This window comes from Gordonia sp. LMA167 (genome assembly GCF_058130025.1).
Window position 1 is genome coordinate 3,953,290 of sequence record NZ_CM176708.1, and the last position, 14,294, is coordinate 3,967,583.

General features: G+C 65.8%; 13 protein-coding genes. 8 read left to right on the plus strand and 5 right to left on the minus strand.

All coding sequences use genetic code 11. From position 1 onward, the window contains the following. Window positions 1-100: 100 nt before the first annotated feature. From sufC to ACVT6V_RS18005, 4 genes are read left to right on the plus strand one after another with little or no spacing between them, the layout of a single operon-like run. Window positions 101-874, plus strand: a complete 774-nt coding sequence (gene sufC, locus ACVT6V_RS17990; protein ID WP_489895106.1) for a Fe-S cluster assembly ATPase SufC — start codon at window positions 101-103, stop codon at window positions 872-874. A gap of 22 nt (window positions 875-896) precedes the next feature. After that, the gene (locus ACVT6V_RS17995) at window positions 897-2,177 is read left to right on the plus strand and encodes a cysteine desulfurase (RefSeq protein ID WP_489895108.1); all 1,281 of its coding nucleotides are present in this window, start codon (window positions 897-899) and stop codon (window positions 2,175-2,177) included. Then, complete coding sequence (sufU, locus tag ACVT6V_RS18000) at window positions 2,177-2,665, plus strand: Fe-S cluster assembly sulfur transfer protein SufU (protein ID WP_489895110.1); 489 nt, start codon at window positions 2,177-2,179, stop codon at window positions 2,663-2,665. Before ACVT6V_RS17995 ends, sufU begins: the two co-directional genes overlap by 1 nt. After that, complete coding sequence (locus ACVT6V_RS18005) at window positions 2,662-3,039, plus strand: metal-sulfur cluster assembly factor (protein ID WP_489895112.1); 378 nt, start codon at window positions 2,662-2,664, stop codon at window positions 3,037-3,039. Before sufU ends, ACVT6V_RS18005 begins: the two co-directional genes overlap by 4 nt. A gap of 3 nt (window positions 3,040-3,042) precedes the next feature. Here the strand turns inward: ACVT6V_RS18005 and ACVT6V_RS18010 are convergent, their stop codons facing one another. Further along, entirely contained in the window at window positions 3,043-3,351 is a 309-nt protein-coding gene (locus tag ACVT6V_RS18010; RefSeq protein ID WP_489895114.1) for a hypothetical protein, read from the minus strand. A 119-nt stretch (window positions 3,352-3,470) separates the two neighbouring features. Between ACVT6V_RS18010 and ACVT6V_RS18015 the strand changes: the two genes are divergently transcribed. After that, on the plus strand, window positions 3,471-4,541 hold the full coding sequence (locus ACVT6V_RS18015) for a helix-turn-helix transcriptional regulator (RefSeq protein ID WP_489895116.1): 1,071 nt from the start codon (window positions 3,471-3,473) through the stop codon (window positions 4,539-4,541). 66 nt (window positions 4,542-4,607) lie between these two features. Here the strand turns inward: ACVT6V_RS18015 and ACVT6V_RS18020 are convergent, their stop codons facing one another. Together ACVT6V_RS18020 and ACVT6V_RS18025 are read right to left on the minus strand one after the other, a co-directional pair. Then, window positions 4,608-8,441: a deaminase domain-containing protein gene (locus ACVT6V_RS18020; protein WP_489895118.1), complete on the minus strand. Its 3,834-nt coding sequence runs from the start codon at window positions 8,439-8,441 to the stop codon at window positions 4,608-4,610. Window position 8,442: 1 nt separating this feature from the next. Beyond that, window positions 8,443-9,075: an eCIS core domain-containing protein gene (locus ACVT6V_RS18025; RefSeq protein WP_489895120.1), complete on the minus strand. Its 633-nt coding sequence runs from the start codon at window positions 9,073-9,075 to the stop codon at window positions 8,443-8,445. A 310-nt stretch (window positions 9,076-9,385) separates the two neighbouring features. Here ACVT6V_RS18025 and ACVT6V_RS18030 point away from each other — a divergent pair, with 310 nt between their 5' ends. Beyond that, the gene (locus tag ACVT6V_RS18030) at window positions 9,386-9,754 is read left to right on the plus strand and encodes a DnaJ family domain-containing protein (RefSeq protein ID WP_489900871.1); all 369 of its coding nucleotides are present in this window, start codon (window positions 9,386-9,388) and stop codon (window positions 9,752-9,754) included. A 175-nt stretch (window positions 9,755-9,929) separates the two neighbouring features. Further along, the gene (locus ACVT6V_RS18035; RefSeq protein WP_489895122.1) at window positions 9,930-10,097 is read left to right on the plus strand and encodes a hypothetical protein; all 168 of its coding nucleotides are present in this window, start codon (window positions 9,930-9,932) and stop codon (window positions 10,095-10,097) included. Window positions 10,098-10,117: 20 nt separating this feature from the next. Here ACVT6V_RS18035 and ACVT6V_RS18040 read toward each other — a convergent pair whose 3' ends face one another. Together ACVT6V_RS18040 and ACVT6V_RS18045 are read right to left on the minus strand one after the other, a co-directional pair. Next, window positions 10,118-11,227, minus strand: a complete 1,110-nt coding sequence (locus tag ACVT6V_RS18040) for an FAD-dependent oxidoreductase (RefSeq protein WP_489895124.1) — start codon at window positions 11,225-11,227, stop codon at window positions 10,118-10,120. Window positions 11,228-11,229: 2 nt separating this feature from the next. Next, on the minus strand, window positions 11,230-12,015 hold the full coding sequence (locus ACVT6V_RS18045; protein WP_489895126.1) for an SDR family oxidoreductase: 786 nt from the start codon (window positions 12,013-12,015) through the stop codon (window positions 11,230-11,232). A gap of 86 nt (window positions 12,016-12,101) precedes the next feature. On the opposite strand from ACVT6V_RS18045, the gene ACVT6V_RS18050 reads away from it, so the two are divergent. After that, window positions 12,102-13,730, plus strand: coding sequence for an ABC-F family ATP-binding cassette domain-containing protein (locus ACVT6V_RS18050; RefSeq protein ID WP_489895128.1), 1,629 nt, complete (start codon window positions 12,102-12,104; stop codon window positions 13,728-13,730). The last annotated feature ends 564 nt before the right edge of the window (window positions 13,731-14,294 follow it).

Genomic DNA, 14,294 nt, shown 5'->3' on the forward strand with positions numbered 1-14,294 from the left:
GCCACACATCGAGTAGGACGCCACACCCGCTGATCGAGTAGTCCGAGGCGCTAGCCGAGGACGTATCGAGATCACACAGCCCAAGAAAGAAACCTAGAGAATGACCACACTGGAAATCCGTGACCTGCACGTCGATGTCGCTCCGAGCGACGCCGACGCCGAACCCATCCACATCCTCAAGGGGGTCGACCTGACGGTGTCGTCGGATCAGACCCACGCGATCATGGGCCCGAACGGCTCCGGCAAGTCGACGTTGTCGTATGCGATCGCCGGGCACCCCAAATACCAGGTGACGCAGGGTTCGATCACGCTCGACGGCGAGAACGTGCTGGACATGTCCGTCGACGAGCGTGCCCGCGCCGGGCTCTTCCTGGCGATGCAGTACCCCGTCGAGGTGCCCGGTGTGTCGATGTCGAACTTCCTGCGCACTGCGGCCACCGCGGTGCGGGGTGAGGCTCCGAAGCTGCGCCATTGGGTCAAGGAGACCAAGGAGGCGATGAGCGCCCTCGAGATCGATCCGTCCTTCGGCGAGCGCAGCGTCAACGAAGGATTCTCCGGTGGCGAGAAGAAGCGCCACGAGATCCTCCAGCTCGACCTGCTCAAGCCGAAGATCGCGATCCTCGACGAGACCGACTCAGGCCTCGACGTCGACGCGCTGCGCGTGGTGAGCGAAGGCGTCAACCGCTACAAGGCGCAGGAGCACGGCGGCATCCTGCTGATCACGCACTACACCCGCATCCTGCGCTACATCCAGCCGGACTTCGTCCACGTGTTCGTCAACGGACAGGTCGTGGAGTCCGGGGGCCCCGAACTCGCCGACGAACTCGAGGAGAACGGCTACGTCCGCTTCACCTCGGCTGCGGCTGCGGGCTGATCTCAGCGAAGGAGGTGTCACAATGACGCTCTCACCCGACGTGGTGTCGAAACCGCTCGACGTGGACCTTCTGCGCGCCGACTTCCCGATCCTGTCGCGGACCGTGCGCGATGACAAGCCGCTGGTGTATCTGGATTCCGGCGCGACGTCGCAGCGTCCCGTGCAGGTACTCGACGCCGAGCGCGCGTTCCTGACCACGCACAACGCGGCGGTTCATCGTGGAGCACACCAGCTCGCCGAGGAAGCTACCGACGCGTACGAGGGGGCGCGCGAGACGATCGCGCGGTTTGTCGGCGCAACGGCCGCGACCATCGCGTTCACCAAGAACGCCACCGAGGCGTTGAACCTGGTCACCCACACGCTGGGTGACGACAGGTCCGGACCGGTGTTGGGTGGCAAACCACTCGGCCCGGGCGACACCGTCGTCATCACCGAACTCGAGCACCACGCAAATCTGGTTCCGTGGCAGGAGCTGTGCCGCCGCACCGGCGCCACGCTGAAGTGGTACGGCGTCACCGCAGACGGCCGGATCGATCTGAATTCGCTGGATCTCGACGACACCGTCAAGGTCCTGTCGTTCACCCATCAGTCCAATGTCACCGGTGCGGTTGCCGACGTTCCCGAACTGGTCTCGCGGGCCCGTGCGGTCGGAGCGCTCGTCGTGCTCGACGCATGCCAGTCCGTGCCGCACATGCCGGTGGACTTCCCGGCTCTCGACGTCGATTTCGCGGCGTTCTCCGGCCATAAGATGTTCGGACCGTCCGGCGTCGGGGTGCTCTACGGCAAGGCGGAGCTGCTTGATGCGCTCCCGCCGTTCATCACCGGCGGATCGATGATCGAGACGGTGACCATGGAGGCCTCCACCTACGCGCCGCCGCCTCAGCGATTCGAGGCCGGGGTACCCATGACCTCGCAGGTGGTCGGGCTCGGCGCCGCAGTCGATTATCTGAACGCGATCGGTATGGACGCGATCGCCGCCCACGAGCATCAGCTGACCGAGTATGCGCTCGAGCGTCTCGGTGCGATCGACGGTCTCCGGATCGTCGGGCCGGCGACAGCCGATCGGCGTGGCGGCGCGGTGTCGTTCCTCATGGACGGAATTCACGCCCACGATCTCGGCCAGATCCTCGACGACGAAGGTGTCGCCATTCGCGTGGGTCACCACTGCGCATGGCCGTTGCACCGCCGGTTCGGCGTGGCCGCAACTGCGCGAGCCTCGTTCGCCGCGTATAACACCCTGTCCGAGATCGACGTGCTCGCGGGTGCGATCGTCCGGGCGCAAGACTTCTTCGGGAGTCGCTGATGCGGATGGAGCAGATGTACCAGGAAGTGATCCTGGACCATTACAAACATCCGCACGGGCGTGGCCTGCGCGAACCGTTCGGCACCGAGGTGCATCACGTGAATCCGACCTGTGGCGACGAGGTGACCCTGCGTGTCGCCTTGTCGACCGACGGCGCGAGGGTCGAGGACATCTCCTACGACGGGCAGGGATGCTCGATCTCGCAGGCATCCACCTCGGTACTGCACGATCAGGTTGTCGGACTGCCGGTCGACGAGGCACTGTCCACGGTTGATGCCTTCAACGCCATGATGACGTCCCGCGGCGCCGACGCCGGCGACGAGGACGCGATCGGTGACGGTATCGCGTTCGCCGGAGTGAGCAAGTATCCCGCTCGGGTGAAGTGCGCCCTGCTGGGATGGATGGCATTCAAGGATGCGTTGGCACAGACGGTGCACAATGGCAATTCTTCAGATACTCAGGAAGCCCAGGAAGCGGAGTCAGCATGAGTGACGAAACCACCACCCCGGAGGCCCCGACCGCCCCGGCGGAGGCCCCGACCACCTCGCTGCCGCAGCTCGAGGACGTCGAAGAGGCGATGCGCGACGTCGTCGACCCGGAGCTCGGCATCAACGTCGTCGACCTCGGTCTGGTCTACGGCATCGAGATCACCGACGACGCGGTCGCGAAGATCGACATGACGCTGACGTCGGCGGCCTGCCCGCTGACCGACGTTATCGAGGACCAGTCGCGCGGAGCGCTGGTGAACAGTGGCCTGTGCACCGACATGGAGATCAACTGGGTCTGGATTCCGCCGTGGGGTCCGGACAAGATCACCGACGACGGGCGCGAGCAGTTGCGGGCGCTCGGCTTCACGGTGTAGCGGTCAACTCGGTTGCGGGGCCGCGTATTCGCGGATCTCTCGGATCTCTCGGATCTGGGGATGGTTGTGTCCGCGAGACACGCATCGGGACTGTGGGCTGTTCCAGATGCTCTCGAGAGTTTCGATGAAACCCTCGGCTTGCATCTGCTCGGCGAAGTCGAGATCGATATACACTTTCGACGGCTCGTCGGGGGTCTGGGTCACTCGGTAGGCGCTGACGCCGGCCGCGACGCGGAACGGTTCGGCCTGGGTGAAGGACTCGTGCCAGGCGTCGTAGTCGTCGACCAGTGTGACGATGTGTAGTTGATACATGATTCCTCGCATTCTCGGTGATCCGGTGGACACACCTTCAACCTAAAGACCTGCCCGGACTGTCACCATCCCCAGCGCTGGGGATCTTCAGGCCGCGCGATGCGGGCTACTCTGACTTCATGCGTACCGGCTTGGTTGCGCGGGTGGAACGCGCCTGTGTCGGGAATCCCGATTCCAAGATGCTGCGATGGGCAGTTCTTGACGAATTACGCACGGCGATCGACTTCGATGCCCACGCCTGGCTTCTGACGGATCCGCAGACCTGTGTCGGAACCTCGCCGCTGGCCACGATCCCGGGACTTAGGTGGCACAGGCTCCCGGCGCTCATCGCTGCGCGCTACCTCGCGCCCGCCAACAGGTGGACGACGCTGATGAAGTCTCCTGTGCACGCCGGACGCCTTTCCGCCGCATCTGAATCCGACTTGGCTCGTTCATTGCGATGGCGGACGGAGCTGGACTTGCTGGGCATCGCCGATGTCGCTTCGGTTGCATTCTCGGACAAGTACGGATGTTGGGGCTGGCTCGATCTCTGGCGCCGGAACCCGCGCGGGAGCTTCCGCGACTCGGATCTTGAACTCCTGTCCGAGATCCGGCCCGCCATCACCTCGGCGCTGCGGGAATGTCAAGGTCGGTGCTTCGGCGTCCACGTCGCTCCCGGTACCCGGCCCGGACCCTCGGTGCTCGTGTTGGCGCCCGACCTGACCGTACGCGGGCAGACCGCCGAGGCGGGTCGGCAACTGTACCGGCTCAATCCGCCTGATCCCGGGCCGGACGGAAGCCCTCCTGATGTGCCTGCCATTCCCGCTGCTGCCTACAATGTTGCCGCACAACTGATTGCGCGCGAAGGCGGAGTCGACAACCAGCCTGCACACTCGCGGGTGCATATAGACGGGCTCGGCTGGCTCACCCTCGATGCCGATCGGATGAGCGGTTCGGGACGCGATGACGACATCGCAGTGACGATCGAGCAGTCCGGGTTCGTCGACCGGAGCGATGTGTTCGCCCGCGCACACGGGCTCACTCGTCGCGAGGTCGAGGTGCTCGGACATGTTCTGCGCGGCAACGACACCCATACGATCGCTGACGTGCTTCTAGTATCCGAGCACACTGTGAACGATCACGTGAAGGCAATACTGGCGAAGACGGGGTGTGCCAACCGGCACGTGCTCCTCGCCCGCGTCGCCGGGTGAGCTCTTTCGCGACGACCTCGTGCGCCGGGCGCGACGGTAGAAACCCAAGGCCGACAAACCGGCGTGTCACGCCGACTTGCGCCGTTTGGGGCGATGGGGCTGTGCGCGTCCGGGAATTACTTCGACGTTCGGGAACATCCGTCTGAACTGACCGATCACGAACGCGCACGAATCGCACGTCACGTTGTTGGTATACAAATGGATGGTGCCGCGGACTTCCGGATGGACCGTGTTCTCGCGGAAATTGTCGCTGGGTGGACGCATGGGCATGTTCGCGAATCTGGCTGCGACAAATGACAGGATCTTGATCTCCGAGTCAGTGTGCCGGGGAATTTGCCGACGCGCTTGGCCTTCCTTGGGAGCTCGTTTCGACGGAATGACAAGCGCCTGGAAGAACTGATTCCACGTTTCCGACGCATCCTCGACCTGGAGCGGATCACTTTCCAGTCCCGTGGGAACGCCCAGGCCACCACCGCTGATCGCCGCCACTGTGCCGTGTTCGCCGTTGATGTCATACCAGGCCGTGCCGACTTCCTTGGATTTGACGTCCCGAATCGTCGGCTTGTCTTTGGGATTGGACGGCAGTTTGAACGCGAGACTCCTGATCATCTGTGACATCAGGCCGAGAACGCTCATCCTCTCGGTTTCTGGCCCCGGCCTTTCGATGTAGGGCAGGAGTTGCATGATCTGGCCTGCGATCTCCTGTGCATCGGCCAATCGGCCCTCTCGGCTCTTCCGTTGCTTGTCGGTCTCGTTCGGGCGAACCATTGCGATCGCCTCGAGAATCGTTCTCACAAGTTGGTCGATCGGCTGGGGGTTGCTCGCCACCATGGCTTTGCCGGCTTTGCCACGGTCCGGTATGAAGACTCTGTGGCTGAAGCCCTTCAATTCGAACGGCTTCTCAAGCGGTCCACGCGATGTGTCGGGTTGCTCTCCGCCCGGGTCCTTTCGGCCGGGCAACTTTCCCCTCACCCACTCCTTCCCGGCCGTCACCTTCCCCTTCACCCATGCCTTACCAGCGGCGACCTTCTCCTTGGCCTTACCACCGATTCCCTTCAGCCCGCGGATGATCGGAGCGGCCAGCTTCAGGCCGGTCGTGATAACGACGTCGAGTGCCTTCGTCACCGGCTTGCGGAGCCGGTCGATGATCGCGCGGATCTTCTGACCGATCCCGCCGAGACCGATCACGTTGGCCAGGAACCCAATCAGGAGGGGCACCATCTGACCGAGTGCATCCTCGATCTTGGCGACGACGCTGCTGATGTTGCCACGCACGATGTCCACGGCGGAGTCGATCACCGTGTTGACGAAGGCCAGAATCCGCTCGGCGTTGTTGACGAAGAACATGATGATGTCGTAGATCAGCTTGCAGGCCTTGATGAATGCCGCAGCAGGGTTGAGCAGACCGATCAGCCAGGTGATGCCCGCAGTGATGACTCGCGTCACCACGAAGTCCTTGACCTGATCGAGGATCATCTCCTTGATGTCGCCGAGCTTGTCCACCAACATCTGCCACAGCCCGCCCACACCGGTGGTGGCGATGGTCCGGAAGATGTCGACACCCTTCTCGACCGCGGCCATCGCCGGCTCGCCGATCTGCTTGACCAGCCGGTTGCGGATGTTGCGCCACGTCAGCCCGAACAGGGATGCGAGCAGTTTGACGATGCCGGCCAGATCGAATGTGTCGGGCAGTTCCACACCGCCTTCGGCGAGCGCGCCGAACAGCCAGCTCATCAGTCCCTTGCGGAGATGGTCGAGGATGTTGTCCTTGAAGCGCAGGATCCCGCCCTTGACGCCGTCGATCAGGTTGCCCAGGAATCGAATGGGATGCTTGATGATGTCGCCGACCACATGCGCCACCCGGGCGAGAGTGTCCATCAGCATCGAGGCGAGCTTGCGGATGGTGTTGATCACGGCCTTGATGGCGCCGATCGCCTTGTCCACCAGTCCCTTGTTCTCGGCCTGCAGTTCCTCGATGCGTTCATCGAGCCCCTTGCGGGCTTCGACGTACTTCGTCGCCAGTGTGTCGACAACAGCATCCTGCTTGGCGTTGACATCGTCTTCGAGTTGCTCGAATCTGTCGTTGATCTCCTTGGATGCCTCCGCTCCCACCTTGCGCAGGTTGACCGGGAGGCTCTTCACGTACGCGGCGATCTGGTTCTTGCCCATCGCGATCCGCTTCTTGGCCGCGGCCAGGTCGTTGCCGACGATGTCTGCGACGCGGGAGATCACGGTATCCATGTGCTTGAGGTAGAGCTCACGGCCGGATTCGTAGAATCGGTTCACCTTGTCCGGCATACCGACCAATTTGTCCTTCGCCCAACGCAATCCGCCGAGCCAGCCGCTGTAGCGATCCTTCTTGTACGCCGACATCTTGGCCGCGACGTAGGTCTCGAACGTGGTACGTGCCTCGGCCTCGCCCTCCTCGAAAGCCTTCTCCACCTTGGGGTCGATGCCGTCGAGTAGCGCCTTCACATCTGTTTCCGTCGCCGTGAAGATGGCCTGTACGCGTGCGGTGACCTCGGCGCGTTTGGCCTCGTCTTTCGACTTCGTCTTGCCCTTATCGGCGATGAGCCTGCCCAGCGCGGCGGCCTTGGTGCCCTGCATCCCGGCGACGCCGGCCTTCGTCTCGGCCGCCGCCTCCGATCGGGATCCGGCGATGACATCGGCCTCATGGTTGCGATAATCGGCCGGAGCGGTGTCGGCGTGGGCGGCGGCCTGCTTCTTGTCGGCCAGTGCCTGGTGGAATTCGGGCTCATTGGATTCGGCGAGTTGATGCTCGTCCACCTCGGCGTCGGCCATCTCCTGGTCAGCCTGGTGCTTGCCGGCTGCGAGGTTGAGTTGCTCGGCCGGCGCCGGCTTGGGTACAGCGCCCGCGGCCGGGATCGCGGGCGCCCGACCCTGCGGTTCGGTTCCCATCGGGGTGACGGGTTTCGGCACCGCCGCCGAGGTGTCCGGAGGTGCGGCGGTGGCGGCCTTGATGTCTTTCGCCTGCCCGTCCTTGCCCTGCGTCACCAGACCCTTGATCTCACCTTTGACTTCTCCGGCCTTGCCGGATTCCGCGTATTTGTCGGCCTCGCTCAACGTCTTCGGTGACTTCGCCTCGATCGCTGTCTTGACTGCGGCGATGAATGCCTTCTTGTCGAAAGTGCCTGCCTGCTGGGCATCCATGGCGTCGACCTTGGCCGCCCTGGCCTGTCCGGTGAGGTCGTCGGTCGGGGCCACCGCGGCGTCCTGGGCCTCTTTGGCCTTCGACGCGGCCGACGGATGGGCGCGCTTCCCGGCTGCGACGGCGCGCACGTTTCCGGTCACCGCCGCGAATGCCGGGTCCTGGTGGGGTGACACGCGCTGCGGAGGCACCGGGGGTCGCAACAGTTGACCGGCGCCGAGAGGTCTCGCGTTCCGTCCGGCCACGGGTCCCGCGGGGGCCGCCGTCGCCGGCTTTCCCGTGCCGCCAGGTCCTGCTCGTCTCGCGGGTTTCGCCGCGGCCAGGCCGAGCGGATTCTTGGACGGTACCGGCTTCTTCGGTGGCACGGCCTTTTTCGGGGCGACCGCGTCGGGCCCGAACCCGGTCATCGTGACTGCCAGGGCCGATGCGGGTGGTTTCGGTCCTTCCAATTCGACCGGGACACCGGCGTCCTTCGCCGCCCTGAGACCCTTCTCCACCGTCTCGATCCCGGGGTCGTCTTTTCTGATCTCTCGTAGCGCAGCATCGATCTCGGTTTTGCCGGGCGCTCTGAACTTGCCGAGCAGCAACGCGTCCACGGCGGAATTCCCTGCGGCGCGCTGAAGCGCCGTCAGCCCGGCCGCACCTGCCGGCAGGCGGGCGGAAGCGACCTGGCGGCGCCCGTCCGCCAGTGCATCGGTCACCGTCCGCGCGATCCGGGCGGGCTCCGTCATGTCACCGGTCCGACTCTTCCTCGGCGTCATCGCTCTGTTGCACGAAGGTCTGAGCAGCGGCCGGTGCGGCCATCATCCGGTCGGCATTGGCGACAGCTTCACGTTCGAATCGGTCCGACGGGTCGCTGATCTTGATCCCGCCACCCGCATCGGTACCGTCGACCGGGCCGTTGCGCTGCTGGACGACATGCGTCAGCTCGTGCGCGATCATGTGCTTGCCCGCGGCCGAGCCGGGATCGTACTTCCCGCTCTGGAAGACAATGCTGGAGCCGACGGTGTACGCCTGCGCGTGCACCGAGGTTGCGGACTCGTGGGCCGCCGCATCGTCGTGAACTCGCACATCGCCGAAGTCCTGGCCGAAGCGGCCTTCCATGTCGGCGCGGAGTTCACCGGGTAACGGCGCGCCGCCAGAGCTCACCACGTCGTGGACGGGCGACCGGTGCGCACCGATGACAGCGGTGGTTTCCGTATTACCGGCCGACCGTTGCAGCCCCAGGAGCCCGGCCGCGCCTGCGACGTCGAGTCGCCCCGCGAGGGCGGCTTGCATCGCAACGGAAGTGTGGGTATCCGCCTGCTTGAGTTCCTTGGCCCCTTGGCCGACTGCCGGTTGTCGATCGCTGTCGTGGGTTCGCATCGGTCCTCGCCTCCCTCGGATATGGCATCCACGATCCGCCCGACGCGCAGTGGAGGGAAGGTGCGTAGGGGTGCCTGTTCAGGTCGCAAACGCTGCCCGAACAGGCCGGATGCTCGGGCTGGTATCGGCCGTGCCTCGTGCCGTTGGGCCAGACCCGGTGTAGAACCGTGATGTGGACCGCTCACCCAACGAACCGCCGAGCGAACACCCGGTGGACGGACGCTCTTCGGACAACCAGTCGGCACGAGACAGACGGTTCCGGCGCGTCCGGCGATGGCAGCCGCCGCGCTACGAGTCACGTGTGGAGAAAATGATCCGGGAGGCGACCGAGCGGGGCGAGTTCGACAATCTGTCCGGCATGGGTAAGCCGCTGGACCTCTCCGATGCCGACGATCCCGACTGGTGGGTCAAGCGGAAGATCCGTGACGAGAACCTGGACTCGTCAGCCTTGCTCCCGATGCCGCTGCAGCTGCGGAAGGAGGCTCAGAGCTTTCCGGAATCGCTGGCCGGCATCGCCGACGAGCACGCCGTGCGGGAGATCCTCACCGACTTCAACCGGAGGGTCCGCGAAGCCCATCTCGGTTCGCGCGCGGGGCTCCCGACGCTCATCACCGCCCATACCGTCGACGTTGACGACCTCGTCCGCCGTTGGCGGGTGCTACGTTCCACCCGAGGTTGAGGTGCTCGCGTGTGCCGGGTGGATTCGGCCCGCTCGCTGCGCTCGGCAGAATTCCGGCCCGCTCGCTGCGCTCCCGGCGCGAGGCAGAATTCCAGCCCGCTCGCTGCGCTCCCGGCGCCGACTTGATTGTTAGGCTGGGAGTACGGACCAACGCGAGTTTCGAAAGAGGTGCGCGATGACCGTCGACAACCCCATCATCCCGTCGGCCGACGATGCCGATCTGATCGAACAGTCCATCGACGTCGAAGGTGACGACTCCGAATCGTATCCCGCCACCAGCCGGGACAGCATCGAGGACGAGGCCGAAGCCTTCACGCCGGTCATCGGTTCGCAACGGCACTGAGTCACAGCTCCGGTGCGGCGTCACCGTGCGGCGAACGAGCGTGCGAGGGCGATCTTCGTCCGTCCGTCCGCGGCGGCGAACAACCGCGCCATCGCAGCGACCGTTCCCTCCAGGTCGTCGCGCCCGGACAGATAGGCCCGTTGGCTGTGTAGCGGCAACCGAGCGAAGGCGCCGAAGAAGCGTCGCGTCGCGTCGGCATTGAGGGCCAGGACCGCACGGAGGCCGGTGAGTCGGAGTCGATGCACCCCGCGCGCCGAGGTCGGCCACAGGGCGCCGAGGGGATCCTGTCCGGCCGCAACGGCATCGACGACCATGTCCGCAGTACCAAGCGAGGTCGCGACGCTGTAACCGGTCGCCGGATGCATCAGCCCGCCCCGGGCCCCGAACGACACCGGCCGCGACTTCCACGGCAGACCGCGCGATCGGAGCCCGAACGAAACGGACTCCGTCGCCGATGGTGTGACGGCGAGGTGACCGAGTCGTGTCTCGAGACGACTCCGCAGCCGACTCACCGGCAGCGCCGGATCAGCCGCCAGACACGTCTCCTCCAGCAACACTCGGTCGTCGTCGAGCGGAACCACGTACAGAAACGACGCCGGCTCCGAGGCGTCATCCGGGCCCGCCGGGCGCCAATCCATCAGGATCGCTTCGGCGCCATCGAGCACGGGCGCCGCCTGGACCCGGGGCACGACGACGCCCCACGCCGTCTGACGCGGCCCGCCGTCGCGTAGTCCGCGGGCATCGATCACCACCGATGCGGTCACCCTGTGCCCGGACGCGGTGATGACCTGATGTTGGGTCAGGGCGGCGGCACGTTCGTCGACGATCCGGACTCCGTCCAGGCGCAGGGCGCGTTTCAGTGCAGAGTTGTCGAGCACCGTGTACCCGCGTGGCAGTTCGACCGGGTCAGGTGCGCATATCCGGATCGAATCAGACTGTGCAGCAGTACATTCCGGTGGAATCCAGGTCGGCAGCTCATCGGTCCAGCAGGCGTAGGTGGATTGCCACGGAGCATCCGGCCGTGGGTCGACGACGACAACGTCGAGCCCGCGGCCGGCGAGCCGGTGGGCGAGCGCGCGACCGGCGGGACCGGCGCCGACGACGGCGACCTCTGCCGGTGTGTCGGCCATGACTACGCCGTGGAGAGCATTCCGCCGTCCACCGCGAGTGTCTCGCCGGTGATCCATGCGGCGTCGTCGGAGGCCAGGAACGCCGCCGCCCGGGCGATGTCCTCGGGGGTGCCGAACCGGCCGAGCGGATAGCCCTGCAATGCCCGGGCCTCGTTGTCACCGGCGATCAGGTCCTTGGCGAATCGCGTCTTGACGATGGCCGGGGCGATTGCGTTGACCCTGATGTTGTTCGGTCCCAGCTCCCACGCGAGTTCCGAGGTCAGGCGGATCAGCGCTGCCTTCGACGCGCCGTAGGCGGCGATCACCCCTGTCGAGCGGATGCCCGCCGCGGAGGAGATGTTCACCACCGCGCCGCCGCTGTCACGCATACCGGCGCGATAGGCCTCCTGGATGAAGCCCAGTGCCGCGACGACGTTGGTGTCGAAGATCTTGCGGAAGGCACCCAGGTCGGCATCCATCAACGGCCCGAAGATCGGATTGATGCCGGTGTTGTTGACCAGGATCTGTATGCCGCCCTGTGCAGCGGCTGCGGCCACCGCTTCCGCCCGGTGAGTTTCGTCACCGGTGTTGCCGGGGCACGCTGTCACCGTCGCGCCCGGGATCAGGGCCCGGATCTCGCCTGCGGCCTCCTCCAGTGGATCGGGTTTGCGTCCGGTGATCACCACCGCTGCGCCGCGTCGTGCCAGTTCGGTGGCGATGGCGAGGCCGATTCCGCGGCTGGCGCCGGTCACCAACGCAGACTTGCCGGTGAGATCGGACGACTTCTGTTCAGCTGTGTTTTCGCTCACGGTCCACACGCTAGCGGGCGGCCCATGTGGCAGGTGGGCGCTCGGGTGGAAAATCAGGTGGCGGGACGCGGGTAGACTGGCTGGTCGTGATCACCGCGACCGACCTGGAAGTCCGAGCGGGCGCTCGGACCCTGTTGTCGGCGCCCGGCGATGCGTTGCGCATCCAGCCAGGGGATCGGATCGGTCTGGTCGGTCGCAACGGTGCGGGAAAGACCACCACGTTGCGCATTCTCGCGGGTGAGACCGAGCCGTACGCGGGCACGGTCCTCCGTAGCGGTGACCTTGGCTACCTGCCCCAGGATCCCAAGGAAGGCGATCTCGACGTCTTGGCGAAGGATCGCGTGCTCTCGGCGCGCGGTCTCGACTCGATCCTGCGCCAGATGGAGAAGCAGCAGGCGCTGATGGCCGAGGCCGCCGACGATCGCATCCGGGACAAGGCCGTGCGGAAGTACGGCCAGCTCGAGGAGCGGTTCTCGGCTCTCGGCGGTTACATGGCCGAATCCGAGGCCGCCCGGATCTGCAACAGCCTCGGCCTGCACGACCGCGTCCTCGGCCAACCGCTGCGCACGCTCTCCGGCGGACAGCGCCGACGGATCGAGCTCGCCCGAATCCTTTTCGCGGCATCGGACGGCTCCGGCAAGTCCGACACCACGTTGCTGCTCGACGAGCCGACCAACCACCTCGACGCCGACTCAATCACCTGGCTGCGGGGATTCCTGCAGAACCACGAGGGTGGACTGGTGGTCATCAGTCACGATGTGGACCTCCTCGCCGACGTGGTCAACCGTGTGTGGTTCCTCGACGCCGTCCGTGGCGAGGCCGATGTCTACAACATGGGCTGGAAGCGTTACCTCGACGCGCGGGCCACCGACGAGCAGCGGCGCAAACGCGAACGCGCGAACGCAGAGAAGAAGGCCGGCGCGCTGCGTGCGCAAGCAGCCAAGCTGGGAGCCAAGGCGACCAAGGCCACGGCAGCCCAGAACATGCTCAAACGCGCCGATCGAATGCTGGATGCGCTCGACGAGGAACGCGTCGCCGACCGCACTGCACGCATCCGATTCCCGGAGCCCGCATCGTGCGGCAAGACGCCGCTGATGGCGAGCGGACTCACGAAGACTTACGGCTCGCTGGAGATCTTCACCGGTGTCGACCTCGCCATCGACAAGGGCAGCCGGGTGGTTGTGCTCGGGCTCAACGGTGCGGGTAAGACCACACTGCTCAAACTCCTTGCGGGCGTGGAGAAACCTGATCTCGGCGCACTCGACCCCGGCTACGGTCTGAAGATCGGCTACTTCGCCCAGGAGCACGACACCCTCGACGAGATGGCGACCGTGTGGGAGAACATCCGCCACGCCGCGCCCGACGCGGGCGAACAGGATCTGCGAGGGTTGCTGGGCGCGTTCATGTTCAGCGGCGCACAGCTTGATCAGCCGGCAGGCACGTTGTCTGGTGGCGAGAAGACGCGCCTGACCCTGGCGGGCCTGGTGTCGTCGGCGGCGAATGTCCTGCTGCTCGACGAGCCGACCAACAACCTCGACCCGATCTCACGAGAGCAGGTGCTCGACGCCCTGCGCAGCTACACCGGCGCCGTGGTGCTGGTGACGCACGACCCCGGCGCGGCTGCTGCACTGGATCCGCAACGGGTGATCCTGCTACCCGATGGCACCGAGGACCACTGGTCCGACGAGTATCAAGAGCTCATCGAGCTGGCCTGAGGCCGGCGTCACCTGGCGCCGTGAGGTGCGAGCTTGCGAGCGGCCCAACGGTCCCGGAGCTGCTGCCCGAGGGAGACGAGCGTGGAGGCGTTATCCCGGTCCCTGAGGAGCCTCGCGAGGAACGAGCGATGCGTCACGAAGGGCGGCCCTTCGTGACGTTCCTCCGCTAGCGCTCCGGAACTCCTCAGGGATCGGGGAAGTCATTGCCGCCGCTGGGGGGCGTGCGTGGGGGCGTCGTCCGGGTGTCGGAGCGGCTGCCCGAAGCAAGTGAGCGTGGGGGCGTCGTCCGGGCGGCGGAGCGGCCGCCCGAGGGAGGCGTGCGTGGGAGCGTCGTCCCGGGTGTCGGAGCGGCTGTCCGAGGGAGGCGTGCGTGGGAGCGTTATCCCGGGTGTCGGAGCGGCTGCCCGAAGCAAGTGAGCGTGGGAGCGTCGTCCCGGTGTCCGAGCGGCTGCCCGAAGGAGACGAGCTTGCGAGCGGCCCAACGGTCCCGGAGCGGCTGCCCGAAGGAGGCGGGCGTGGAGGCGTTATCCCGGTCCCTGAGGAGCCTCGCGAGGAACGAGCGAT